Origin of the sequence: Rhodococcus sp. 1168, assembly GCF_002091955.1 — a bacterium.
Classification (GTDB): domain Bacteria; phylum Actinomycetota; class Actinomycetes; order Mycobacteriales; family Mycobacteriaceae; genus Rhodococcoides.
Window position 1 is genome coordinate 1 of record NZ_MKKY01000020.1, and the last position, 23,056, is coordinate 23,056.

A 23,056-nucleotide genomic window follows, 5' to 3' on the forward strand; every position below is an offset into this window, starting at 1 on the left:
CAGTCGGTCGTAGCGCACCTTCGCCAGGACCGGATACATCATGATCAGCAGGCCGATAGCGATCGGTAGTGAGACGCCGTCGATCGAGACGGCGGAGAGGGCGTCGTTCATCCCGTGGATCAGCCGGCCCAGGAGCAGGCCCACAACCATTGCCACGCCGATCCACACGGGCAGGAACCGGTCGAGGGTGGAGAGCTTGCCCGCGACGGCCCCATCGGTGTCGGTCGTCGTGCTCATGCGGTCACGAGCTCAGCGTCGTCGCAGCTCGGATCGGCGGCGCCGAGTACAGACGAGAGCTGTTGCAATGCAGCAGGCATCACCCAGTAGTACACCCACGTACCGCGGCGTTCACAGCCCAGGAGCCCCGCTTCGCGCAGCACCTTGAGGTGATGGGAGATCGTGGGCTGGGAAAGATCGAATGCAGGGGAGATGTCGCAGACGCATGCTTCACCGCCGTCGTGGCTGGCGACCAAGCTGAGCAGACGCAGGCGGACCGGGTCACCGAGCGCTTTGAACATCCGAGCCAGGTCGCCGGCCCAATCGGCACTCAACGGTTCGCGGGTGAGCGGGGAACAACACTGGCCGCTGGCGCTCACAGCGCTCGGGTAGTCTTGATTCGACATATGTCTATATTGACGCTTCTCTATTCAATCGTCAAGTGAACAGTCAGTGACCGGCTCGATCGAAGTTCGAAGTGTCAAAACCCCACGAAGACACACTGTTCGGGTGATGCCTTGGGAAGTCCCCAGAAATTATCCACATGCCAAGTCACCCCATGGGTATGGCCAGGGCGAACCGTCAGCGGGACTAGCAGAAAACGCCCACTCACAATCTGGGGGCACAAGTCTGCCCAAAATCCCCGACAAAACACCAGGTCGCTCGGAGATGACCGTCTCGGGTCTCGCCATCAGCCTTGCGAATTACGCACTCGAAATCCGCACTTCCGGCGCCACTGTCGCGCGCCGCCTCCTGCTTAGTCCACGAGGAACGGCTGCGGCCCTACTGGACAGAACTTATCGAGAGTCCCTTCCACTATCGGAGATCACACCACCCACGGCGGAAAGCACGATGTTTGTAATGACCGACGGAACGGGTAGTGCGATAGGCAGGCGGGGCCGTATTGATTCACTTCGCCGCCGGAGCGTCCGGGCAGGTTGAGCACACAGCCTCCCGGTCGTTCCGACTCCCCAGACACCGATCGAGCCGGGGTAGTCAAGAACTTCACGCAAATATGAGGTCCAGAGCTGCCGAAGATCGGCGATCGTGGCCGAGTGATACCGCCGAGGTGATCACGCAAAGATTCGCGACGAACGCGTTGTCGGTAACGGACTCGGCGTCGATTCCGTACTTCTGCGGCAGTAGTTCCGAGAACAACCGGAAGGCCGTTTCGTACGTGACATCGCCGACCCCCACGTAGTCACCGGACGAGAGAAATGTGAAGAACACCGCATGCAGCGCGGCCACTCCGGATGCAAGACCGACGGCGTCCGCGCCTTGGTCGGGTGCCGTCAATTTCTCCTGCGACAGAATCTGATTCGCACCGTAAATGCGCGTGTAGGGCGGTACATCGATGGACGACCAACTCAGGACGCATCCTCGGGTAATGCATACGAGATGGATATGGCGATGGGTTGCCTGATCGCTCCCGATCCACCGTCCATTCGAATACCCGCGTGTACCGCTTGCGTGGGGAACACAAGGGTCGATGGGTCTTCTTTGTCGGGACGCGACGTCATACCGAGGAATCTAGCGAACAGGAGGCCGCGAGCCTCGGTGCGGCCGGGAAATGATCCACCTCGCCGATGGGCTAGCGGCGGGAGAGAACGACCACCGGGATCTCGCGGTCGGTCCACGCCTGGTAATTCGCGAAGTCTGCATACCTCTCGACCAGTAACGGCCACAGCCGAGTGCGCTCGGCGAAGTCTGCTGTGCGTGCATGCACGTCGCGTCGTTCGGAGCCGATTTGCAACCAGGTGTCGGGGCTCGCCATCAGATTCGAATACCACTGCGGGTTTTTGGGCATTCCGCCCTGCGAAGCCACCACGATCACGTTGTCGCCATCGAGCAGATAGATCAGCGGAGTGGTGTACTCGGTGGCCGACTTTCGGCCTCGATGCCCCAGCAGGAGCACCGGCACCGGCTTGCGGAATCCGCTGCCGATACGCCATTTCCCACCGATCCGGCCGCCGGTGCGTCGATACAACCAGACCTGCGCCTTGGCGCCGTATTTCATCACCGAGGGGACGATCGGTGAGTCGAGGTGGGATGGCCGTGCGGGCGGTGTCGTCACGTCGGGCAGTCTAAGGCCAGGGTGTCCCTCGAATAAGGAGGGTTGCCCCACTCACTGCCCGTCATTGCGATGTCCACTCAAGCTGCGTTGGTTTCGATTCTTAGCTTGTGCCGAAATCGCGTCGCGACAATCCGGCCTGATGTCCGTAGGCAAGCCCAAAGGCAAGAACGATAGTGGTCGCCGCCAAGGCAATGCGTGCGTCGACGACCTTGGTGAGCAGTCCGCAGGCGATCGCGCCGAAAGGGGTACCACCCCATGCCGCCATACGGGCTGTGGTGTTGACGCGGGCCTGCAAGTGGTCAGGGGTGAGTTGCTGCCGGAGGTTGATGCCGTTGAGGATTACCACGGTGTTTCCGCCGCTGTAAATCAAAAGGCAGACGCAGGCGCCGATTCCGGAGGTCGTTGTCGAAAGCACGAGTATCGAGGGGACGCAGACAGCTAGGCCAGCCATCGTGATCCTCCCGACGGGCAAGCGCTGGCTCAGAGTAGGGAGGATGGCGGCGGCGAAAAAGCCCCCGGCGGCGATCAGACCGAGTAGCGCGCCGTAGCCACTGCCTCGTGCGTTGAACCCCAATCGCTCGACCGCGAAGACCAGAAGCAGGCCAGTGAGCCCGCCTGCTGCCACCGAGTTTGCGACCCCTACCAGGGTAAGGGAACGGATAGCGCTGTGGCCCAGGATAAACCGAACACCTTCGCCTATAGCGGCGCCCAGCCCCCTTGAGGCGGTGGCCTCGTGGCCCGGCCTCCGAGCTGGTCCCATCGGGCGGGCGACCACAATCAGGCATATCGCGGCGACAAGATAGCAGACGGCGTCCAGCGCGACCGAGATGCTCGCGCCGGTGCACGCAACGAGAAGCCCTCCCAGTGCGGGGCCGACTACGCCCAGAAGGGTAGTTGCGGTCCACATGACACTGTTCGCCCGCGCCACCTGCTCTCTTCCGACGAGGGTGAGGAGCGCCCCGAATGCCGCTGCGTCGAACCAGACGAAAGCCGAGGACACCGAGCCCGCAACGGCGAGGATATGACCGACGTGCAGCGCTCCAGCGTTCCCGGCAACAGGCACGGTCAACAGAGCCGAGGCGGCAACGACATTCGCGACGACCATGATGCGGCGACGCGATTGCCGATCGGCGACAGCCCCCGCAACCAGTCCGAACAACAGGTAGGGGGCAACGTGAAACGCGGCGACCAATGACGTCCAAGCGGCGGACCCCGTCAACTGGTACATGAGAATCGGGAAGGCGACTGCGGTGACCGCCGACCCGATGACGGTCACCATCCGCGCGGCGGAGAACAGGACGAAGTCACGTCCCAGCACGCCAGATTTCACCGATGAAGACCCTCGGCGACGATTCGTGCGCCAGTGATTGCCGACAAGGTGCCCGGCTGGACGTAGGTGTTGTCCACTGCGACGAGCCGGTCGTCGTGCACAGCCGGAGTATCCGCGAGATTCTTACGCAGGAACGCGCGGGTCTCGGCCTCGTGCTCGGCGTCGTTGACGGCGAAAACGAGAGCGTCCGGGCGCTTGTCGAGGATCACCTCGGGGTTGACCTCGGCGGCGAAGAAGTCTGCGAAACGGCCGTCGGCGGCGAAAAGGTTCTCGCCGCCACCAATCCGTAGGACATCGATCTCGACTGCCCCTCCCACCGCGTAAAGCTTGCCGCCCTCGACATACACCTGCGCTGCGCGGACCGGCCTCGTGTCGCCGACGATATCCGCGACGGCTTGCAACTGTGCTCGGGCCTCACGCTCCACCTCGGCAGCACGTTCCTGGACGCCGAACACCACACCCAGGGTCCGTAGGTCTTCGAAGGTGTCGGCTACCGTCCCCCTGGACCTCCTGTCCTTGCATCCTGCTGTGGCTACGTAGGTCGAGCTTCCCGCAGCTTCGAGATTGTCGTAGCCGGCGAACCCCATTTCCGTGTTGAACTCGTACTCGGTACCGCTGATCACAAGGTCTGGCTGCTGGGCGAGCAGCACCTCGCGGGTAGGCGGGGTGTCGACGCTGAGCGAGGGTATCCGCTTCACCGCGACCGCTAGCTCAGGAGACGGCTCGCCCAGCCCGTCTTGTGCTTGGGCGACAACCCTGTCCCCCAAGTCCAGTTGCACAAGGAGTTCAGTGATGCTCGGGTGCATGCTGACCACTCGCACTGGCGGTGCCGGGATCGACACCGCGCGCCCGCAGTTCGTGACCGAGACGGGATAGCCCGACCCGGTGTTGGAGAAGTCGTCGGCGGTTCTGTCGGGGACCGCGAGCGTGCCGCATCCAGTAAGGACGACAAGCAATCCTGCGGCGATGAGCGCGCTGCGAGTGGTGGCGCGGTGTCGGATGGTCATTGTTCTCCTATTGAGTTCGTACGGGATTCAGGGTTGAGGCGTCGGCGACGGTATTGCGTGGTGGCCTGTGGGTGAGAGCGACGATCGGGCGCCCGGTTCGGGGATGGGTGAGCAGGTCGCAGTCGACGCTGTAGACGTCTTGAATCAGGCCTACCGTCAGGACCTCGCGCGGTGTGCCGAAGGCCTCCAGGCGCCCGTTGCGGAGCAGTGCGACGCGGTCGCAATACGTGCTGGCAAGAGTCAGGTCGTGCAGTGCCACCACCGTGGTGACGCCCAGAGATCTGACGAGCTCCAGGAGACTGAGTTGGTGTGCGACATCAAGGTGGTTTGTCGGCTCGTCCAGCAGCATGACGTGCGGTTGTTGACACAGAGCGCGTGCCAGCAGTACTCGTTGGCGTTCTCCACCGGAGAGCGTGGGGAAAGCGCGTTCGGCCAGCTGGCTTGCACCTGTTTTGCGTAGGCTTTCTGCCGCGAGGGCAAGACCCTCTGCACCGTCTCCGGTCCTGCGGTGGTGTGGTATCCGACCGAGCAGTACGACCTCCAGGACAGAGAGTTCGATGTCGGTTGCGTGGTCTTGTGAGAGCACCGCGCACTTGCGTGCAATGGCGCGTCGGCTGGAGGTCTCGACGTCGACTCCGTCGAGGTTGATCAGGCCTCCAGCCATGGGCAACAGCCCGCTGATGGCGCGTAGGAGAGTGGACTTGCCGCTCCCGTTGGGACCCAGCAGGCCGACGACCTCGCCGGGCACGACCTCCAGGTCGATTCCGCTCAGTATCGCTTTGCCCGCGATAGTGACGGAGAGGTCTTGGACCGCAATGGCACCGTTCATTGCTCCTGGCCCATCGTGCGGCGGCGTAGCAACCATAGGAAGAAGGGGGCGCCCACGAGTGCCGTGACCACTCCCAAAGGAATCTCGCGAGGTGAGGCTGCAGTTCGGGCGATCGTGTCGACGAGAACCAGCAGTACGGCGCCACTTACGGCGGACAGCGGGATCAGCGCCCGATGCCCGGCTCCGATGATGAGGCGACACACGTGGGGCACCACCATTCCCACAAAGCCGATACCCCCCGCGACCGCGACCACCGAACCGGTCAGGACCGAGGTCACCACGAGAGTCTCGACTCGCAACCTCGTCATGTCGACGCCGAGAGACGCTGCGGTTTCTTCCCCAGTCATTGCGGCGTCGAGATGGTCGGCCCGCCACATGGCATACGCGAAGCCTGCAACGAGTGCGAGGGTCGGCAATCCGAGAAGGCTCCAACTTGCGGAGCTGATGCTGCCGAGCAGAAAGAACATCAAGCCGGGAAGTTTGCCGTGCTCGGCGGTGATGGTGATCCATCCGGTGGCGGCGCTGAACAGGTAGGACAGTGCGACGCCAGCGAGAACGAGCCGCAGCGGTTCGAGTCTGCGTCCGCGCGCGGCGAGCAAATAGACTGTGGATCCGGCAATCGCAGCTCCGGCGAAGGCCGATCCGGTAACTAGGAGACCGGGAACCGACACGCCCAGGACCATTGCTCCGACCGCTCCGAGCGATGCGCCGGATGAAGCTCCGAGAACATATGGATCCGCCAGAGGGTTTCGGATGACTGCTTGCAGAATCGTCCCGACTATCGCGAGGGCTGCGCCGACCAGGCACGCGAGCAGTATCCGCGGAACCCGAAAGTCCCAGACGATCTGGTCTTCGACGATCGACCACGATACCGACGTTGTCCGGGGCACGAGGTGAGCCCAGAGAATCTGCACCGTTGTGAGGGGATCGATACCGACTGGCCCTATTCCCACGCTCGTGACCGACACAAGCGTCAGTGCCGCCAACCCGGCGACGATGACGCGCCGCCGCAACTGCACCGCCCGTCTGAACCCGTCGCCTGTAGCGTCCATTTCCACCATTTTCATATGAAAATGATAACCATTATCTATACAGGTTGAACGCCACCCCTTCCTGCGGGCCGACGCCTCGAAGTTCTACCCGTCTCTTCAAGTAACTGGTAATCTGCGTAACAGTTAGATTGGTAGAGCGAAGGATGAAAGGATAAACCTGCGATGACCAGCACCGTCAGCTCGATCGACACCATCGAAACCGAGGACGTCTCAGCACGGCTGCTCGATTCCGCCGCGCAATTGTCGTACGACCCGGCCGAGGAAGTTGCCTGGGACGAACCCCTCGACCCCACCCTGTTCGGCCTCAATCCGGAATGGAGCACCCTCTACGGCACGGCGATGTGGGAGAAAATGACGCAGGAACAGCGCATCCTGCTCACCCGCCACGAGGTGTGCTCGATCATGAGCACCGGCATCTGGTTCGAAATGATCCTGCAACAGATGGTTCTTCGTGACCAGTACTGCAAGGACTCGTCGAACTCCGACTTCCAGTTCGCCCTGACCGAGATCGCCGACGAGTGCCGACACTCCATCATGTTCGCTCGCGCATGTAAGACCATGGGCATCAAGGCTTACCTACCGCGCCGTACGAGCATCGAACTCGGCCGCGGCTTCAAAGCCCTGGCATCCGCCGAAGCAGCCTATGGCGGAATACTTGTGGCCGAAGAAGTTCTCGACGTGATGCAGCGCGATTGGATGCGCGGGGAGAACGTACTTCCGCTGGTGCGCACCACCAGCAATATCCATGTAGTCGAAGAATCACGACACATGACCTTCGCCCGTGCGCAGATGCGTGAACGGATTCAAGGCAAGAGCGTCGCGCGACGTAAGTCGAGTGCATTGGTCGTTGCCATCGCCGCTCGCATCATCGTCTCGAACATGGTCAACAAAGGGGTGTACGAGGCTGCAGGTCTCGACGCAGATCGTGCAATAAGGGAAGCCAAGAACAACGCCCACCACCACGCCATGATGCGGACCAGCAGCGAACACCTGATGGCTTTCCTGCTGGACTGCGGTCTGATCACCAAGCCGGCGGAGGCAATTTATCGTCGGCTGCACATGCTGTGAAGAAAGAATAGCTGACATGGCCTTCGCCATCACCCAGAACTGCTGCAACGACGCGTCCTGCTTGTCGGTCTGCCCCGTCAACTGCATTCATCCGACACCTGATGAGCCGGATTTCGGCAAGACCGAGTTGCTGTACATCGACCCACGCTCCTGCATCGACTGTGGGGCGTGCGCCGATGCATGTCCGGTCGACGCGATAACCCCCGTGTCGCGTCTGACACCGGAGCAGTCGATCTACGCCGATATCAATGCCGACTATTACAAGGACAAGCCGACCGATCCCGCTTGGGCACGTCCACGGTTCCCAGCCCCGGCGGTGAGCGAGCTTCGAAAAATCGATGTCGCGATCATCGGGACCGGCCCGGCTGCCTATTACACCGCGCAGGCACTCCTTCGGCTTCCGCGCAGCCGGGTGACGTTCTACGACCGTCTGAAGACGGTAGGCGGACTGGCTCGCTACGGGGTTGCGCCCGACCACCTCGGAACCCGTCGAATCAACGAGCATTTTCGCAGCATCTTCGCGCATCCCCGCGTCAGCATGAAGCTCGGCGTCGAGGTCGGCGTCGACATCGACCAGCAGACGCTGTCCGAACGCTACGACGCCGTCGTCTACGCCGTGGGTGCGGAGAACGATCGCCCCCTCGACATTCCCGGCCTCGACCTGCCCGGTTCGATCAGCGCTCGCACCGTAGTCGGTTGGTACAACGGCCATCCCGACGTCGCCGCCGACGCCGTCGACCTGACCGGAGTCCGGAGCGTCACGATCATCGGCAATGGCAACGTGGCCCTCGATGCGGCGCGCATCCTCACCGCCGACCCGGACGATCTCGCATCCACCTCCATCTCGCCCCATGCCCTGGCGGCGCTCCGAAAGAACCGGGTCGAGGAAGTGGTTGTCCTCGCTCGTCGTGGTCCGGAGTTCGCTGCGTTCACTCGTTCCGAGTGCAAGGCGCTTCTCGACCGCCCACACGTCGATGTGGTTGTCGCCGGATCGCCGGAAACGGTCTCGACGATCGATGCGCTTCCCCCCGCTGCCCCTGCCTCGGCGCTGCGCGGCGCCGACCTCGTCGAACTGGGGTCGCCGCATTCTGCTCGTCGAATCGTCTTCGCTTTCGGGCGGGCACCACTGGCCGTTCATGGCGACAACGGTGTCGACTCGGTCCTCGTCGGGACCGAGGACGACTCCCGATCGATTTCCACCGAGCTGGTGCTTCTCGCGATCGGATACCGCGGAACACCTTCTGCAGGAGTTCCTTTCGACGAACATTCGGGGACCATCAACAATGTCGACGGCCGAGTGACGAACCATGACGGAACACTCGTAGCCGGTTGCTACGTGGTCGGTTGGGCCAAGCGTGGCGCCACGGGCGGAATCGGCGACAACAAGGTCGACGCCGAACTGACTGTGGACGCGCTCGTCGAGGACCTCGCAGCACGCAGTCCCCGACGCACCCGCGACTGGCACCGAAGACTGTCTGCATCAGCGAAAACTCTGGAGGACGTCGTTATACTCGATCGGTGAGTACTTCTGAGATCGCGACTGTATTGGCCTGGCACGACGCACTCAACGGGAACGACGTGGACACGGTGTTGGCTCTGTCGAGTGACGATATCGAGGTGGGCTCGGCCGACGGCGCCGCGCAGGGGCTCGAGCACCTGCAGGAGTGGGTGCGCACTCCGGGGGTGACGCTCACTCCAGGTGCGATGTTCTACCGGGACGGCGTCGTTGTGGTCGAAGAATCGGCAACCAGCGATGACGAGTCGGCTGGAGCCACCATGGAGGCCGCCAGCTTCCGAGTCGTCCACGACCACGTCACGTCGATCTTCCGTCATACCGACCTCGAATCGGCTCTCTCCGCCACAGGTATGTCGGAAAGCGATCGGGTGGCCGAAAGCTGACTCGCACCAAGCACTCTCACCCCAGCACTCTCACCCCAGCACTCTCACCAGGGATAGACCGAACAGTGCGGTACCTGTTCTACTCGATCGGGCACCGCACCGTCGACGAAGTCAGTCGTCGCCGCGTGGTGGCGGCTCGACGTCCACGCCTCCGCCCCGGTGCTCCGGCCCCGCGTCGGGATGGCCCGCGGGAACACGACTGCGCGAATTCGCGGCTTCGCTCTCGTTGAACTTCCTACGCCAGCTTCTTCGGGCCGGTAGGGCCCCGGGCTTCGGCCGAACCTTGCCACCGGGCAAAGCGAGTCGGGCGATCGTGCGGTGCACCATCCCCCACTGCTGCATCAACGGTCCACTGTTGTATGGAAGTTGGTAACGCTCGCAAATGTCCTTGATTTTCGGAGACACTTCGAAATACCTCGTACTCGGCGTATCCGGGTACAGATGGTGCTCTACCTGGTAACTCGAGTTTCCGCTCATCAGGTGGAACAGTGGCCCGCCATCGATGTTGGCCGCCCCGATGAGCTGGCGAACATACCAGCCGCCGCGGGTCTCGTTCTCCACTTCTTCTTCGCTGAACGTGTAGGCCTGATCCGGGAAATGCCCGCAGAAAATGATGCCGTGCGACCAGACGTTGCGAATGATATTCGCGAAGAAATTCGCGGCAAACGTCGCGACGAACGTGCTTTCGATGCCACTGAAGCGAGCATCGAGTACATCGGATACGGCGTTGTTCTTCCCGAATCGTGTCGACTTACGCAGCCGCGCGGCCACTCTCGACTTCTTGCTCTCGCGCAGATGCCCTCCGGACATCAGCTGCGCCAAACCGAATGCGCCCGCACTGACAACCGGCCAGCCGATATAGTCCTTGACGAACTGCCGACGTGCTTTACCTGCAATGCCCTCGAGATCTGTCAGCAGTTCCCTCGGCGACTTGTCGCCGTGTCGCAACGCATCGAGGTCCAGATCGAGCAGCGCCACACCCCATTCGAAGAACGCCATGAGGAGAACGTTGTAGAAGGGCTGCGCCAGATAGACTGGGTGCCACTTCTACCGCGGGTCGATACGCATGATCTCGTACCCGAGATCTTCGTCCTTGCCGCGAATGTTCGTGTACGTGTGGTGTACGTAATTGTGTGAGTGCTTCCACGATTTCGCCGTCGATGCTGTGTCCTGATGGTGCCGACCAAGTAGGGAGATACGGTGCCTTCCGAGACAAGCTTGGGACTGACACTCACCAGGCCGTCTATCGGGTCTGGATCGGAGGTGATCGAATACGCTCGCCAGTGGTACCGGCCGTCGATGAGCACGCCGAGACGCACATACTGCCCCGGAGTATGGCCGGCCCATTCGAAGCCTGGTCGAATGTAGACCGACACTGCCTCCGACCCCTCGGGAGAGACTCGCTCGACCTTGCCGCGCAGCTCACGGGTGGTCCAGAGCGGATTGATCATCGAGAGATAGTCGTCCGGCCTCAGCGGATTGAACAGCAAACGGACCGCTCTCAGCATCGTTCTGCGGACCATCGAAACCTGGGGTCTGGCCCCGCGCTCTGCCACGATGTACACGTCAACCCCGGTCACGCATGTTTGTGCTGGATTTGCGAATCGACTGAACCGAGGCACGTCGCCGGTGGGTCTGTTTTCCACTGCAGTGCAATGGAATACATGAAACGAACCACCCTTCACAAAAGTGACGACCACCCCCGTCATCGACTTCGAAATGGGACATTTCGACAGCACCCCGCGAACACATGCTCCTGCATACCCATCGATAGCTGCAAGTGATGCGCATCACTCTCATGACGTCGGTGTTTGTTACAGATATCGACGGGTAACGGACCAAGGAGTGCCACTTGACTACGTGGGTGATCACCGCACACAGTGCCACGGTGGATTGGCTCGAAACCGTCCTCGCCGAAGACGCACTGGGCGGCCCCGCAGCATTGCGACGGTCACCGCTGCAGGCTGCGGCGGGCAGCGCCGTCAAGTTGGTCAATGCGCCCGCGACGTGGTCCGCCCGCAGTCTCGACCGAGCACTCGACGCGGCCCGCGGCACACCCAACCGTGTGAGCGAGCTACTCGGTAGAGGGGCGCACGCAGGCGATGTTGCAGCGAAGACTTTAGCCGCCAGCCGCGACGCAGCACTGGAAGCCGCCGAGGGCGTCACTCGCAACGAGGGCGCCGACGGAGTAGCCGACGCCATTCACTCCGCACGTGCGGCCGGTGGCATACTCGAGCCCGAGGAGCTCCCCATCGACGGTTACGAAGATTTGAATGTTTCCGAATCCGTTTCTGCAATCAAGGAATTGGATGATCCTTCGGACATTCGCGTCGTGCTCGCCTACGAAGAAGCGCACAAGAATCGTCATGGGGTCGTCTCCGCGGCCCAGACACGGGTGGCTGCAATTGCCAAAGAAGTTGTCTCGACGCGCTGATCGATGATGTTTCGAACAGTGGAAGACGGCCCGAGCTGATCAGCTCGGGCCGTCTTCCATTATTGGTGCCACATCACGGTTTCCGGAATCGACGGACGGGTATGCCCGAGCTGTGCACGTACGTAGCGATTCACCAGCCCCGGTCGACGCCGACCCCGACGACCCTCGTAAGCCGGAGTCACCGACCGAGCTGACCAAGCCCTCCTGGCTGTTCGTCGTTCGCAAGACTGCAAGAGAGTTTTCGCGCGATCAATGCACGGACCTCGCTGCGGCTCTCACCTATTACGCTGTGTTGTCACTGTTTCCGGCGATGCTCGCTGTCGTGTCGCTACTGGGAGTGTTCGGCCAGGGCCAGGCAACGGTGGACGGAGTACTCGAGGTCGTCGGCGATCTCGGTCCGTCGTCAGCAGTGGACACGTTGCGAGGACCCATCGAGCAGCTGGTTCAGGCTCCGGCTGCCGGATTCGCGCTTGCCACCGGCCTGGTGGGTGCGCTGTGGTCGGCCTCGGGCTACGTGGGAGCTTTCGGGCGAGCGATGAATCGAATGTACGAGGTCGACGAAGGCCGGCCCGTCTGGAAACTGCGTCCGATCCTGCTCGTGGTGACGTTGGTAGCTCTGGCCCTGCTGGCATGCGCAGCGGTCATGTTGGCTTTGAGCGGTCCTGTCGCCAAAGCGGTAGGCGAGACCGTGGGACTCGGCGAAACCGCGTTGACTGTCTGGAACATCGCCCGCTTCCCGATCGTCCTGGTACTTGTCGTTGTCGCCGTAGCCGTTCTCTACTACGCAACCCCCAACGTCCAACAACCGAAGTTCCGCTGGATCAGCTCTGGCGCTGCAGTCGGCATCGTCGCGTGGATTCTGGCATCGGCTGGTTTCGGCTTCTACGTCGCCAACTTCAGCAGTTACAACAAGACCTACGGGTCGCTCGCAGGCGCGATCATATTTTTGCTGTGGCTGTGGATCACCAATCTGGCGTTGCTGTTCGGAGCAGAACTCGATTCCGAATTGGAGCGAGGCCGTCAGCTACAGGCAGGAATGGTCGCCGAGGAGCAGCTTCAGTTACCGCCACGCGATACGCGAGTCTCGGACAAGAACGCCGAGAAAGATGCCGAAGCGGTCGAACAGGGCCGCTTATTGCGCACACAACACAACCCCGACCAGTCAGGTGACGCCGACTCTCCCATCGGCACGAAAGGAGCAACCGTGACCGACCGACCCGACCATCTACGGCAGGCAAGTAGGAGCGAGGTTGCAGACCTGTCCACCGTCCAGCTCGTCGAACGGCTCACCCAGCAGGTCTCGACCCTGGTTCGCACCGAGATCTCGGCCGGTCTGGACGAGGTGAAAACCAAGGGCACCCGCTTGGGAATCGGAATCGGGATTTCCGGCGCCGGCGCGCTACTGCTGTTCTTCGGCCTTGCCACCTTCATTGCCACGGCGATTCTCGGCCTGGCGACCGTACTGGACCCTTGGCTCGCCGCGTTGATCATCGCTGCGGCAGTGACCCTTGTCGGTGCAATTCTCGCGCTCGTCGGGGCCAAGCGCGCGAAGAACGCGCTTCCTCCCGTTCCCGAAGACACCGTCGCCAGCGTCGACAAGGACATCACCGCAATCAAGAAAGGCATCCGATGACCGGAAAACACTCCAACGAACACCAGCCACCGAACGAGCAGACACCCAACATCGACGATCTGCGTGCCGAACTTTCGGAAACCGTGGCAGCGCTCGCAGCGAAGGCGGATGTTCCGACCCGCGTCCACGACAGCGCGTCGGCAAGTGTGGAGAAGGCCAAGACCACTGCGGAATCGAATCCGGGGATCGTCGCTGCGCTGGCAGCAGCCGCGATCGGCGCAGTGATTGCATACGTCGTCGTCCGGCGGCGCAAGTCGAGACGAGGAGCCCTCCGATGAGCACAGTATCGAAAACGATGTACAAGCCGCTGTCGTTGGCAATGAGCGTGCTCGGCGGAGTCGTTGCCGGCATGGTGTTCAAACAGGTGTGGAAGCGTATCGGGGACGACGACGACAAAGCCCCGGACGCGAAGGATCTCGGACGCTCCGCGCGGGAGGTATTGATCGCCGCGGCAGTGCATGGCGCCGTATTCGGGCTGGTGAAAGCTGCGATCGATCGAGCAGGCGCACACGGATATCGCGCTTTGGCCCACGAAGACCCCACGTGAAAGACCACACCCCTACGTTCTTCGATGTCGTGGTCGTCGGCGGTGGAAACGCCGGTACCAGCGCGGCCGCACGTCTTATCCGTAAGGGGATCAATTCTGTCGCCGTGATCGAACCTCAGCAAGTTCACACCTACCGACCGCTGTTGTCCTACGTCGGTGGCGGCCAGGCTTCGTTGAGCAGCGCGCAACGTACCCAACGATCGGTGACGCCGCGCGGATGCACGTGGATCGAGGACTCGGTCACCGTAGTCGACGCCGCGGAGCGCACCGTGACGTGCGCGTCGGGAAGGCGCTACCGATACCGCGACCTGGTGCTGGGTCCTGGTCTGGTTCCGGATCTCGACGCCTTGCCGGGCATCTACGGCGCACTCGACTCGCCTGCGGTGACCAGCAACTACCTCGACCGTGCCGAGAAGACCTGGGCGCTGATCGAGGCGATGCCCAGTGCCGGTCACGCGGTATTCACCGTTCCCAAAGCTCCTGTCAGTTGTACCGGTACGACGCTCAAACCTTTGTTCCTCGCAGTCGCTCACTGGCAGCGGACCGGCCGGTTGGACAGCATCGAGATCACTCTCGTCGTCGATCGCCTCCGCCTCCTGGGGGTGCCTGATCTGGATGCTCGGCTGCTGAGCCGCTTGCGAGAACTCGGCGTCCGGGTACTGGCAAGCACGGCGGTCACGTCACTGGAACCGGAAGAATGCCGACTGACCGTGACAGATGTCGACGGCAATACCGAAAAACTGAAGTACGACTTCCTTCACCTGGTGCCGCCCTTCCGAGGCCCACAGTGGTTGCAATCCTCGAACCTGACGGGCGAGAACGAACATGGATTGGTGGCCATCGATCCGCTGACCTTCGCGCACCGCGAACACCCGAGTGTATGGGCGGTCGGAGACGGTGCGGCCGTGCAAACAGATCCGTCGGGTGGCGCTTTACGCCAGCAGGTTTCGATATTGGTGGACAACATTCTGGCGGCTCGCGCGGGCACCGAACTGTCCTCGTACGATGGGTACACCGTTGCCCCGGTGGCAGTCGACGCACACCGGCTCATTGCCGGAGAATTCGACCGAACCGGTGCGGTGACCTCGTCACTTCCGTCATCTCTCGATCCGCTTGCTCCCCGCCGAATCGCCTGGGCATTCGATCGGTACGTGCTACCTCGCATCTACTGGTATTCGATATTGAAAGGGCACCTCTGACCTGCCACGCAGAGCGAAAGAATCATTCCGCCCTGGTGTATTTGAAGGCCGCGACATGGGCCTGGTTTAATCGACCGGTAAGCGGCCACCTCCGGACCGCTTCTGAGCGAGGAGTGCCCATGCCGGTCGACGAGACCCAGGCAGCGCAGTTCGATATTGCGCAACATCTAGACGGGTCCACGCTCGTTCTCACTGTGTCCGGTGACTTGGACATGCGCACCGCGCCGGCTCTCGACGCAGCCATCTCCGAAGGTGCACTCACGGCACCGCACGCCTTGGTGGTGGATTTGTCCAAGGTGACATTTGTGGCCTCGGCCGCGATGACGGTGCTCACTATCGCTCAGAACAAGCTGGGCGAAACACTGCAGTTCGCCGTGGTGGCCGACGGGCCGGCCACCAGCCGTCCGATCCGGCTGATGGGCCTGGATCAGGTCTTCTCTCTCTACGAAGATCTGCCTACCGCGCTGGCAGCAATCGACTCGACGAACTGAGCATCTGGTCAGGCGGGCACACCGAGCGCCAGTACCGCCGCGTCGTCCTCGAGACCCGACCCGAAGCTGTCCAGCAAGGCTCGGATGTCTTCGATGATCGTCTCGGCGGTCGTCGGGGAATGCGACCGCGCGAAGTCGAGTAGCGCACCGGTGTCGTCATATCGTTCGCGCCCGGTCCCGACACGCGCTTCCGTCAATCCGTCGGTGTAGAGCACGAGAGTGTCGCCCGGCCTCAGGGAGAATCGGGTCGAGACAAACCTGGCATTGGGAAGTATGCCGACCAATTGGCCACCTGTCGTCTCCAAGTAGCGTGCATTGCCGTCTGCGCGAAACAGGAGCGCCGGCGGATGTCCGCCGCCGGCCAACTCCACCTCGAAACCGTCGTCGGCGACCGTGAGGACGCCGAAAATCACGGTGCAGAACTGCGGTTCGGTTGCGCGGAACTCCTGCTCGAGCACGGCATCGAGATTGTGCAACACGGCAATTGGGTCTCGGTCGTACACCGCAGCTGCGCGGAGCGTGTATCTCGTCAACGACGTCACCGCCGCCGCGCTCGCACCTTTTCCGCAGACGTCGCCGAGGAAGAAACCCCACTGGTCGACCGCGAGCGGAAAGAGGTCGTAGAAGTCACCACCGACATCCTCCGCCGACGCGTAGTGGTAGGAGGCCTTGGCATCCATTCCCGCGGGTGGAGACAACGAAGATGGCAGTAGCGATCGCTGTAATGTCTTTGCCAACACTTCGACTCGCGCTCGACTTTCCTCTGCACGTCTGCGCGCCTCGAGCAATTCACGCTCATAGGCCCGCCGATGGCGAGCGTCGAGGGCAGTGATCCGAATCAACACTGGTTCACCGGAATCGTCGGTCTTGACATTCGCAGTCAAGAACACCGGCAACCGGCCACCGCCCGCGGTGACGAGATCTACAGTGACACCGTCGATGTGCCCGTTCAGGTGAAGAATCGGTGCAAAATGCGTCTCGTAGTGGATTCGACCGCCCGCGGTGAGCAGTTGCGTGAACGAGGTCCCGATCATCGAGTCCTGTTGATGCCCCAGCCATGTGGCGATCGTCGAATTCAACTTCGCGATGGTTCCATCCGGCCATAACGAGAGGTACCCGCACGGCGCGTTCTCGTACAGATCGAGCAGACTTTCTTCGAGGGCATCGCCAGTGGCGGGTTCCTTCGATGCGCTCACGGCCGCGCCGCGAACCCTGCTATCGCGGCGGCCGTCAGTTCAGGAGCACTGACCTGTGGACAGTGTCCGCTCACGTCGAGTGTCTGCAATATGCTGCCGACCACGTTCTCTTGCACAAAACGACCGACTTCGGGCGGGGCGAGCGTGTCACGTGCACAGTCGACCACCAAAGTCGGCACGGTGACGCGCTCGAGGTCGGCACGATTGTCCGAAAGAAACGTCGCCATCGCGAACACTCTGGCAGCCGCGGGATCAGTTCGGCAGAAGCTGTCCGTCAACTGCGCTTCGAGCTCGGGTCGATCGGGCGTACCCATGATGGTCGGAGCCATGACCGCTGACCAACCCAAGTAGTTGCTGTCCAGAGACTCGAGCAACTCATCGATGTCGGCCCTGGTGAATCCACCTCGGTAGTCGCCGTCGTCGATATAACACGGTGACGGCGTCAACAAGATCAGCTTCGCGAATCGCTCGGGCGCCTCGGCGACGGCCAAGACGCCGATCATCGACGCCACCGAATGGCCGACGAACACGACGTCACGTAGATCGAGTTCCTCTACGATGTCGAGCACGTCGCGAGCGTATTGTGCGAGGTCACCGTACTTTCCGGCGTCCCATGCGTGCGGGTCCGACCCACCTGCACCCACATGATCGAACAGAACCACCTTGAAGGAATCCACCAAGCGTTCGGTGACCGATCGCCACAAACTTTGATCGCAACCGAACCCGTGCGCAAGCATTATCACCGGACCGTCGTCTACTCCGACGATCGTCACATTGTTCTTTACGCGCGCGTTCACCAGCACATTCTGACACTGGGCCGCCGAGCAGTCGGGGGGCACCCTGGTTCTCGGACGAAGCAGGGCGGCCACTACCGAATGTTCACTGCGCAATCTCTTACGATCACCGCCGCTGCGTGACTCGGCCCGCCAGTTCGGCGACGCCGATATTCCAATCCTGCGAAAGCTTGCTGAGTAGGTCGAACGCCTGGACCGCGTCGATGCCGTATCTTTCCATGATCACGCCTTTCGCCTGGCCGATGAGGTCACGCGAGGTCAGCGCGGACTGCATCTGATCCTCGTGTTGAGCGGCGATCAGCGCGACGGCAGCTTGCGTGGCCACCACCAAGCCGAGTTTTTCGCTGGCAGAATCGAACCCGTTCACCCTCTCGGAGTACAGATTCAGGGCCCCCAAATTGTCACGCCCGATGTAGAGCTGAAACACCAACATCGAACGCATCCCCAGTTCCCATGCCGCTGAGGCAAACTGCGGCCATCGACGTTCCGATCTCATGTCCACTACGCGTACCGTCCGCTGTTCCCACACGGCATCCAGGCAGGGGCCCTGCCCACATTGCTGTTGTAGGGAGCCGAGTCGACGCGGCAACTCACCCGTGGAGGCCCTCGACTCGACCGTGCGGCGTCCGGTAACCAGCGTTATTCCAGCGTGATCAGTACCTGGGACCATCCCGACTGCCATGGTGGTGATCGAGACCAGCGTGTCTTCGATACTCGCGTAGTTCTGCTGCAGGACACGCGCCATTTCCGACATCACTCGGCTCAGCGCGCTGTCGAGTGCTTGCTGATCGGATGACTCAAAACTCATCGTCCCCACCCATCACCTGAACTTGCCTGGCGTGTCCGACCCTACTTCGCAATCCATCCCGATCCGGTCGACTCGGCAATGACGAGTGACTGAATGATACTTTCGCCCGTCCTCAGTCGTGCCAACCGACAGCGGCGAACGGAGCATTCGTCGTGATTCGGCCGACGATGCCCGCACGCGCGAAGTCCTTGGCCGTAGACACTGCTTCGAGAACACTCACGCCTTTGGCAAGCTCGGCGGTGATGGCGGCCGCGAAGACGCATCCTGCACCGGATACCCGCTCGTTCCCGATCTTCGGCGCCCGAAAGAAGGTGACGTCCTGGCCGTCGTAGAGCACGTCCACGGCGTCGTCACCGGGCAGACCGGTTCCACCTTTTACGACTACATATCGAGGACCCAGGTCGGCAATTCTCCTTGCCGCCTCGGCCAGATCTTCGGCAGTCTCGATAGCGTCCATCCCTGCCAGTGTTCGGGCTTCGAACAGGTTGGGAGTAACGACGGTGGCCAGCGGCAGTATGTCGGAACGCAGCGCGGTGTCCGTATCCAGGGCAGCGCCCGGTTCCTGCCCCTTGCAGATCAGAACCGGATCGACGACGACGTGACGCCACGACTGTCTGCCCAGGGACTTCGCGACGGTCGCGACGGTCTCCGGCGTGCCCAGCATGCCGATTTTGACGACGTCGAGGTGGTGCGCCCCGGTTGCTGCTTCGATCTGATCGGCAATGACCGAGCCTGCAATCGGAACGAATCGGTGCCCCCAACCCGACGCAGGATCGAACGACACGATGCAGGTAATGGTCCCGACGCCGTAGACACCGAGCTTCTCGAATGTTTTGAGATCGGCCTGCAGTCCGGCGCCACCGGTGGCTTCGGATCCTGCTATGACGAATGCGCGTGTCGACATGTACTTCTTTCTTTTGGTATCCGGATTTCCACCAGCGTAATTCGACCTTGCCGGTACTGATCAACGCTGAGCTGGGATCAGCGCTTGGCGGTGATCGCCGTGGTTGCCGCGACGATGCGCGTTCGACCGGCTTCGATGTCGATCGGGTCGCTGTCACTACCGCTGTAGGCGCGGTTCAGGGCCGCCAACTGACGCAGAACAGTTTCTCGGATATCGGAATGCACTGTGGCGGTCCCGATGCGCTGACCCAACTCCGCAGCTGCAGTCACTGCAAGCGGATTACCGAGAGCGTAGTGACGCATGGCATCGAAGACTTGGTCGATCAAGTCCGTCGCCAACGCGCGAGTCACGGTAGCTCGATAATTCCCCGCACCGTCGACGCGTCCGAGAAGGGGTGCCGGCCGCGTGCTGAGCGGAACCAGTCCAACGGCAAGTTCGGCGAGCGCGTTTCGGGCAGTGTAGGGGTCGTTGGTGCTCGGCGACATTGCCCGCACCGCCATCTCCGTCAGTTGCTGTACTGCGAACTGGATGTCTTGATTCGGGGTACGGGTGTCCCCTAGATCGAGTGCTGCCCTGACTGCATCGTCGACATCAGAATCCACGTCGCCACTCTTGGTGGCGATCGGCTCACCCGCGATCAGGTGGTCTCCGGGCCCGATGCGCAGTTCGATGACGCAGTCACCGGCGCGCGCCGCTGACACCAGCGCTTGTTCGTCGACGCCGACCACGAACCCCGACGATTGCGCAAGCACATCCACCGAAGGTGAAGGACGAGTACGCGCGGCAACGGCATTGTCGGGCGGGGTCTCCGGGTACAAAGAATCGACCACCGCGACCAGCTCACCGCGAACCCGTGCAGAGAGCGTGGATACCTGAATCGAATTCGCAATATGGTGAATGAAATACACCAATACCGCGACGTCGAGCACTGCCAATAGGACTGCGACATTGACGGCGATATCGGGAACGAAGGAGATCCCGTCGTTCGATTCGGAGCGGATCGAACGCAACACCATCAATGCGTACAGGAACGTAGCGCCGAAAATTCCGAGCACGAACTGATTACCTCTGTCGGACATGAAATTTCGCACGAGCCTCGGACCATAGGTGGAACTAGCCGTCGCGAGTACCGAGATCGTGATGGAAAAAGATGTCGCAGCCACCGCCAGCATCGAGCCACCGATGGCACCGAGGATGTCACGGCTACCACTGGCTCCGACCCGGTAGAGCAGAAAACCCCACGCGCCGAAATCGGTACCGTCGAGACGGCGGTCGAGCATGATCAAAAGTTGCGCCAGAACGAGGGCCACGATACCGAGGAGCGCGGGAAGAAACCAGAACGATTCACGCGCCCGGAGAAGCCGGACACGTAAAGCGCTCACCACGGACTCTCACCGGGAGAACTAGTTGTACTCATCTACGACTCCTTCGATGCACGACACCTCTGCTGGACCGGCCCACAGTATGTCGGCCCATTTTTAGAGCAATTCACTGAATCGTTCGATGTCGCGGACCTTGCCCGAGACGATGATGGTATCCCCCGCAGCGACGATCGTGTCAGCGGCAGCGTAAGTGAAACCCTCGCCAGGTCGTTTGATTGCGACCACCGTCACCTTGTGCTTGGTACGAACAGCACTGTCACCCAACACCACTCCGATGACGAACTTCGGGGGCGAGGTCTTGGCCATCGCAAATTCGTCGTCGAACTCGATGTAGTCCATCATTCGTCCACGAACGAGGTGCGCTACCCGCTTACCCATGTCGTGCTCGGGTCGCACCACGTGGTGGACACCGATCTGCGTCAAGATCTTTGCGTGCGCATTGGTGGTGGCTTTGGCCCAGATGTTGGTGACCGACAGATTGATCAGGGCCGACGCGGTGAGCAGACTGGCTTCGAGTTTCGAACCGATGCCGACCACCGCGCGGTCGAACTCGTGCACCGAGAGCTGCCGAAGCGCCTCCTCGTCGGTGGTATCGGCAACGGCTGCGTGAGTCAGGCGATCCGACATCCGTTGTACGAGCGTTTCGTCGGAGTCGATTCCGAGAACTTCGGTACCTTGCGACATGAGCTCGAGTGCAAGGGAATTGCCGAATCGACCGAGCCCGAGGACGACGACCACGTTGGAGGAAGGTTTCTTAACCAATGAACGGCCTTTCTTCGGGGAGAGTGTAGCGGCGCCCACGATCACGCGCTGCAAGTGCACTGACCAAGGTGATCGACCCGATTCGGCCGACGTACATGAGCAAAATCAGGACCAACTGTCCCCATGGCGGAAGCTGGCCGGTGATCCCGGTCGACAGCCCGACAGTCGCGGAAGCGGAGATGACCTCGAACAACAGCTCGTCGAGACCGAAAGGTGTCCCGGCCAAGAGGACTACGGTCGGAATCACCACCAGTGCGATACCGAACAATGCGACGGTCAAGGCCTGCCGCTGCACGCGTGTATTGATCTGTCGGTCGAAGGCCGTCACTGTCCTATCGCCACGGATTTCGGCGATGATGACGAACAACAGCACTGCGAACGTGGTGACCTTGATGCCGCCGGCCGTGCCGCCGCTTCCCCCACCGATGAACATCAGCACATCGGTGACGAGCAACGTTGCCTGGTCGGCCTCAGCCCAGTCGATGCTGTTCAGGCCCGCGGATCTCGACATGACCCCTTGGAAACTGCCGACCAGCACTTTGTCTGCGACTCCGAAGGGTGCCAGGGTCCGAGACCATTCGAGTGCCAGTACCAGCGCCGGACCGACGATCAGAAGCACTCCGGTGACCGACAGCGTCAGTCGAGAATGCAGAGACCACCGACGCGGCAACTGTGACCGACGGCGACGAATTTGCCGAATTACCTCGAACAGCACTGGAAAGCCCAGTCCTCCCAGCACGACGGCGACTATCAGGGGTAGACAAATCCAAGGGTCGGTGGCAAAGCTGATGATATTTCCCTGAAAGAGAACAAATCCAGCATTGTTGAATGCCGATATGGAATGAAAAACGCCCAGCCACACCGCTCGCAGCGGCGGTTCGTCGTATCCCAGCCAGAAACGAAGTCCAAGACCTCCTGCTATGACGGCTTCGATGATGAAGCTGGTGCGCACGACCCCGGTAACGACACTGCGGATGTCGGTCTGTCCCGTTGCTCGCAATTCCACGGCCGTGTTCAGCCGACTCCGCAACCCGATTCGATCGGCGAGGATCAACCCCACCAACGAGGCCATGGTCATGATGCCGAGCCCGCCGAGCTGGATCAGCGCCAGAATGATGCCTTGTCCGAAACCCGACCACTGGGTCGGTGTATCCACCACGACGAGACCGGTAAGACACATCGCCGACGTCGCGGTGAACAATGCCTGCAGCGGACTTGCGCCCGATCCTGGCTGGCTGGCCCAGGGGATGCTGAGAAGACCCGTCCCGACCGCGATAGCAACCGCAAATCCCAGAGAAACGAAACGAACCGGAGTCAACTTCGCAGCGTCTACGAACCATCGACGCTTCTCAGGGGGGTCGTCGGCGGGGGGCGTCACGCACTAGAGCCTAACCACGCCGTCGTGACTCTCGACCACAACGAGGGCCAACG

Annotated in this window: 23 protein-coding genes and 3 pseudogenes; 9 read left to right on the forward strand and 17 right to left on the reverse strand. The window is 61.7% G+C overall.

Translation table 11 applies throughout. The features are described 5' to 3' along the window. The 8 genes from BJI47_RS01285 to BJI47_RS01320 form a co-directional block, all read right to left on the reverse strand. A partial coding sequence (locus BJI47_RS01285) for an arsenic resistance protein (protein ID WP_368655867.1) occupies positions 1-237 on the reverse strand: 237 nt, incomplete at its 3' end. Next, a complete protein-coding gene (locus BJI47_RS01290; RefSeq protein WP_088942017.1) occupies positions 234-623 on the reverse strand; it encodes a helix-turn-helix transcriptional regulator in 390 nt (129 codons plus the stop codon). The genes BJI47_RS01290 and BJI47_RS01285, both read right to left, overlap by 4 nt. Positions 624-1,221: 598 nt before the next feature. Further along, positions 1,222-1,512, reverse strand: a complete 291-nt coding sequence (locus tag BJI47_RS24395; RefSeq protein WP_088942018.1) for a PLP-dependent transferase — start codon at positions 1,510-1,512, stop codon at positions 1,222-1,224. Between the two features lie 295 nt (positions 1,513-1,807). Next, complete coding sequence (locus BJI47_RS01300; RefSeq protein WP_088942104.1) at positions 1,808-2,233, reverse strand: nitroreductase family deazaflavin-dependent oxidoreductase; 426 nt, start codon at positions 2,231-2,233, stop codon at positions 1,808-1,810. A gap of 157 nt (positions 2,234-2,390) precedes the next feature. After that, entirely contained in the window at positions 2,391-3,620 is a 1,230-nt protein-coding gene (locus tag BJI47_RS01305) for an MFS transporter (RefSeq protein WP_088942019.1), read from the reverse strand. Next, positions 3,617-4,627 carry an ABC transporter substrate-binding protein gene (locus tag BJI47_RS01310; protein WP_088942020.1) on the reverse strand — a complete coding sequence of 337 codons (1,011 nt, stop codon included), beginning with the start codon at positions 4,625-4,627 and terminating at the stop codon, positions 3,617-3,619. Before BJI47_RS01310 ends, BJI47_RS01305 begins: the two co-directional genes overlap by 4 nt. Before the next feature lie 7 nt (positions 4,628-4,634). Further along, positions 4,635-5,456 (reverse strand): ABC transporter ATP-binding protein, encoded by an 822-nt coding sequence (locus tag BJI47_RS01315; RefSeq protein WP_088942021.1) that lies wholly within the window; start codon positions 5,454-5,456, stop codon positions 4,635-4,637. Then, positions 5,453-6,523 carry an iron ABC transporter permease gene (locus BJI47_RS01320; protein WP_088942022.1) on the reverse strand — a complete coding sequence of 357 codons (1,071 nt, stop codon included), beginning with the start codon at positions 6,521-6,523 and terminating at the stop codon, positions 5,453-5,455. Before BJI47_RS01320 ends, BJI47_RS01315 begins: the two co-directional genes overlap by 4 nt. A gap of 147 nt (positions 6,524-6,670) precedes the next feature. Here BJI47_RS01320 and BJI47_RS01325 point away from each other — a divergent pair, with 147 nt between their 5' ends. From BJI47_RS01325 to BJI47_RS01335, 3 genes are read left to right on the forward strand one after another with little or no spacing between them, the layout of a single operon-like run. Further along, positions 6,671-7,576: a diiron oxygenase gene (locus BJI47_RS01325; protein WP_088942023.1), complete on the forward strand. Its 906-nt coding sequence runs from the start codon at positions 6,671-6,673 to the stop codon at positions 7,574-7,576. Positions 7,577-7,592: 16 nt separating this feature from the next. Then, entirely contained in the window at positions 7,593-9,098 is a 1,506-nt protein-coding gene (locus tag BJI47_RS01330; protein ID WP_088942024.1) for an FAD-dependent oxidoreductase, read from the forward strand. Continuing rightward, positions 9,095-9,475: a nuclear transport factor 2 family protein gene (locus BJI47_RS01335; protein ID WP_088942025.1), complete on the forward strand. Its 381-nt coding sequence runs from the start codon at positions 9,095-9,097 to the stop codon at positions 9,473-9,475. The genes BJI47_RS01330 and BJI47_RS01335 overlap by 4 nt, the downstream gene beginning before the upstream one ends. Before the next feature lie 111 nt (positions 9,476-9,586). Here the strand turns inward: BJI47_RS01335 and BJI47_RS01340 are convergent. Together BJI47_RS01340 and BJI47_RS01345 are read right to left on the reverse strand one after the other, a co-directional pair. Then, positions 9,587-10,645 (reverse strand): annotated as a pseudogene (locus tag BJI47_RS01340) (fatty acid desaturase); the annotation flags it as partial. Next, positions 10,645-11,031: pseudogene (locus BJI47_RS01345) on the reverse strand (FAD-binding oxidoreductase); the annotation flags it as partial. The pseudogenes BJI47_RS01345 and BJI47_RS01340, both read right to left, overlap by 1 nt. 308 nt (positions 11,032-11,339) lie before the next feature. Here BJI47_RS01345 and BJI47_RS01350 point away from each other — a divergent pair. The 6 genes and pseudogenes from BJI47_RS01350 to BJI47_RS01375 all read left to right on the forward strand — a co-directional run. Further along, a pseudogene (locus BJI47_RS01350) lies at positions 11,340-11,909 on the forward strand (ferritin-like domain-containing protein); the annotation flags it as partial. A 112-nt stretch (positions 11,910-12,021) separates the two neighbouring features. Further along, on the forward strand, positions 12,022-13,542 hold the full coding sequence (locus BJI47_RS01355; protein WP_088942026.1) for a YhjD/YihY/BrkB family envelope integrity protein: 1,521 nt from the start codon (positions 12,022-12,024) through the stop codon (positions 13,540-13,542). Further along, on the forward strand, positions 13,539-13,820 hold the full coding sequence (locus BJI47_RS01360; RefSeq protein ID WP_088942027.1) for a DUF3618 domain-containing protein: 282 nt from the start codon (positions 13,539-13,541) through the stop codon (positions 13,818-13,820). Before BJI47_RS01355 ends, BJI47_RS01360 begins: the two co-directional genes overlap by 4 nt. Continuing rightward, entirely contained in the window at positions 13,817-14,089 is a 273-nt protein-coding gene (locus BJI47_RS01365; RefSeq protein WP_088942028.1) for a DUF4235 domain-containing protein, read from the forward strand. Before BJI47_RS01360 ends, BJI47_RS01365 begins: the two co-directional genes overlap by 4 nt. After that, the gene (locus BJI47_RS01370; RefSeq protein WP_088942029.1) at positions 14,086-15,288 is read left to right on the forward strand and encodes an NAD(P)/FAD-dependent oxidoreductase; all 1,203 of its coding nucleotides are present in this window, start codon (positions 14,086-14,088) and stop codon (positions 15,286-15,288) included. The genes BJI47_RS01365 and BJI47_RS01370 overlap by 4 nt, the downstream gene beginning before the upstream one ends. A 119-nt stretch (positions 15,289-15,407) precedes the next feature. Further along, on the forward strand, positions 15,408-15,779 hold the full coding sequence (locus BJI47_RS01375) for an STAS domain-containing protein (protein ID WP_088942030.1): 372 nt from the start codon (positions 15,408-15,410) through the stop codon (positions 15,777-15,779). Positions 15,780-15,787: 8 nt separating this feature from the next. On the opposite strand, the gene BJI47_RS01380 is transcribed toward BJI47_RS01375, so the two are convergent. From BJI47_RS01380 to BJI47_RS01410, 7 genes are all read right to left on the reverse strand, one after another. Then, positions 15,788-16,975 carry a PP2C family protein-serine/threonine phosphatase gene (locus BJI47_RS01380; RefSeq protein ID WP_088942031.1) on the reverse strand — a complete coding sequence of 396 codons (1,188 nt, stop codon included), beginning with the start codon at positions 16,973-16,975 and terminating at the stop codon, positions 15,788-15,790. Further along, on the reverse strand, positions 16,972-17,772 hold the full coding sequence (locus BJI47_RS01385; protein ID WP_088942105.1) for an alpha/beta fold hydrolase: 801 nt from the start codon (positions 17,770-17,772) through the stop codon (positions 16,972-16,974). The genes BJI47_RS01380 and BJI47_RS01385 overlap by 4 nt, the downstream gene beginning before the upstream one ends. A gap of 103 nt (positions 17,773-17,875) precedes the next feature. After that, positions 17,876-18,577, reverse strand: a complete 702-nt coding sequence (locus BJI47_RS01390) for a GAF and ANTAR domain-containing protein (RefSeq protein ID WP_088942032.1) — start codon at positions 18,575-18,577, stop codon at positions 17,876-17,878. Positions 18,578-18,689: 112 nt separating this feature from the next. Further along, positions 18,690-19,481 carry a bifunctional hydroxymethylpyrimidine kinase/phosphomethylpyrimidine kinase gene (gene thiD / locus BJI47_RS01395; RefSeq protein WP_088942033.1) on the reverse strand — a complete coding sequence of 264 codons (792 nt, stop codon included), beginning with the start codon at positions 19,479-19,481 and terminating at the stop codon, positions 18,690-18,692. A gap of 77 nt (positions 19,482-19,558) precedes the next feature. Continuing rightward, positions 19,559-20,863, reverse strand: coding sequence for a DUF2254 domain-containing protein (locus BJI47_RS01400; protein ID WP_088942106.1), 1,305 nt, complete (start codon positions 20,861-20,863; stop codon positions 19,559-19,561). 96 nt (positions 20,864-20,959) lie between these two features. Further along, the gene (locus tag BJI47_RS01405) at positions 20,960-21,625 is read right to left on the reverse strand and encodes a TrkA family potassium uptake protein (protein WP_254900328.1); all 666 of its coding nucleotides are present in this window, start codon (positions 21,623-21,625) and stop codon (positions 20,960-20,962) included. Next, the gene (locus BJI47_RS01410) at positions 21,618-23,003 is read right to left on the reverse strand and encodes a TrkH family potassium uptake protein (RefSeq protein ID WP_088942035.1); all 1,386 of its coding nucleotides are present in this window, start codon (positions 23,001-23,003) and stop codon (positions 21,618-21,620) included. The genes BJI47_RS01405 and BJI47_RS01410 overlap by 8 nt, the downstream gene beginning before the upstream one ends. Between the last annotated feature and the right edge of the window lie 53 nt (positions 23,004-23,056).

Coding starts and splice junctions, on each gene's coding strand:
- BJI47_RS01375 (WP_088942030.1), top strand. CDS start 15,408: ATGCCGGTCGACGAGACCCAGGCAGCGCAGTTCGATATTGCGCAACAT.
- BJI47_RS01325 (WP_088942023.1), top strand. CDS start 6,671: ATGACCAGCACCGTCAGCTCGATCGACACCATCGAAACCGAGGACGTC.
- BJI47_RS01360 (WP_088942027.1), top strand. CDS start 13,539: ATGACCGGAAAACACTCCAACGAACACCAGCCACCGAACGAGCAGACA.
- BJI47_RS01315 (WP_088942021.1), bottom strand. CDS start 5,456: ATGAACGGTGCCATTGCGGTCCAAGACCTCTCCGTCACTATCGCGGGC.
- BJI47_RS01300 (WP_088942104.1), bottom strand. CDS start 2,233: ATGAAATACGGCGCCAAGGCGCAGGTCTGGTTGTATCGACGCACCGGC.
- BJI47_RS01390 (WP_088942032.1), bottom strand. CDS start 18,577: ATGAGTTTTGAGTCATCCGATCAGCAAGCACTCGACAGCGCGCTGAGC.
- BJI47_RS01365 (WP_088942028.1), top strand. CDS start 13,817: ATGAGCACAGTATCGAAAACGATGTACAAGCCGCTGTCGTTGGCAATG.
- BJI47_RS01310 (WP_088942020.1), bottom strand. CDS start 4,627: ATGACCATCCGACACCGCGCCACCACTCGCAGCGCGCTCATCGCCGCA.
- BJI47_RS01330 (WP_088942024.1), top strand. CDS start 7,593: ATGGCCTTCGCCATCACCCAGAACTGCTGCAACGACGCGTCCTGCTTG.
- BJI47_RS01290 (WP_088942017.1), bottom strand. CDS start 623: ATGTCGAATCAAGACTACCCGAGCGCTGTGAGCGCCAGCGGCCAGTGT.
- BJI47_RS01320 (WP_088942022.1), bottom strand. CDS start 6,523: ATGAAAATGGTGGAAATGGACGCTACAGGCGACGGGTTCAGACGGGCG.
- thiD (WP_088942033.1), bottom strand. CDS start 19,481: ATGTCGACACGCGCATTCGTCATAGCAGGATCCGAAGCCACCGGTGGC.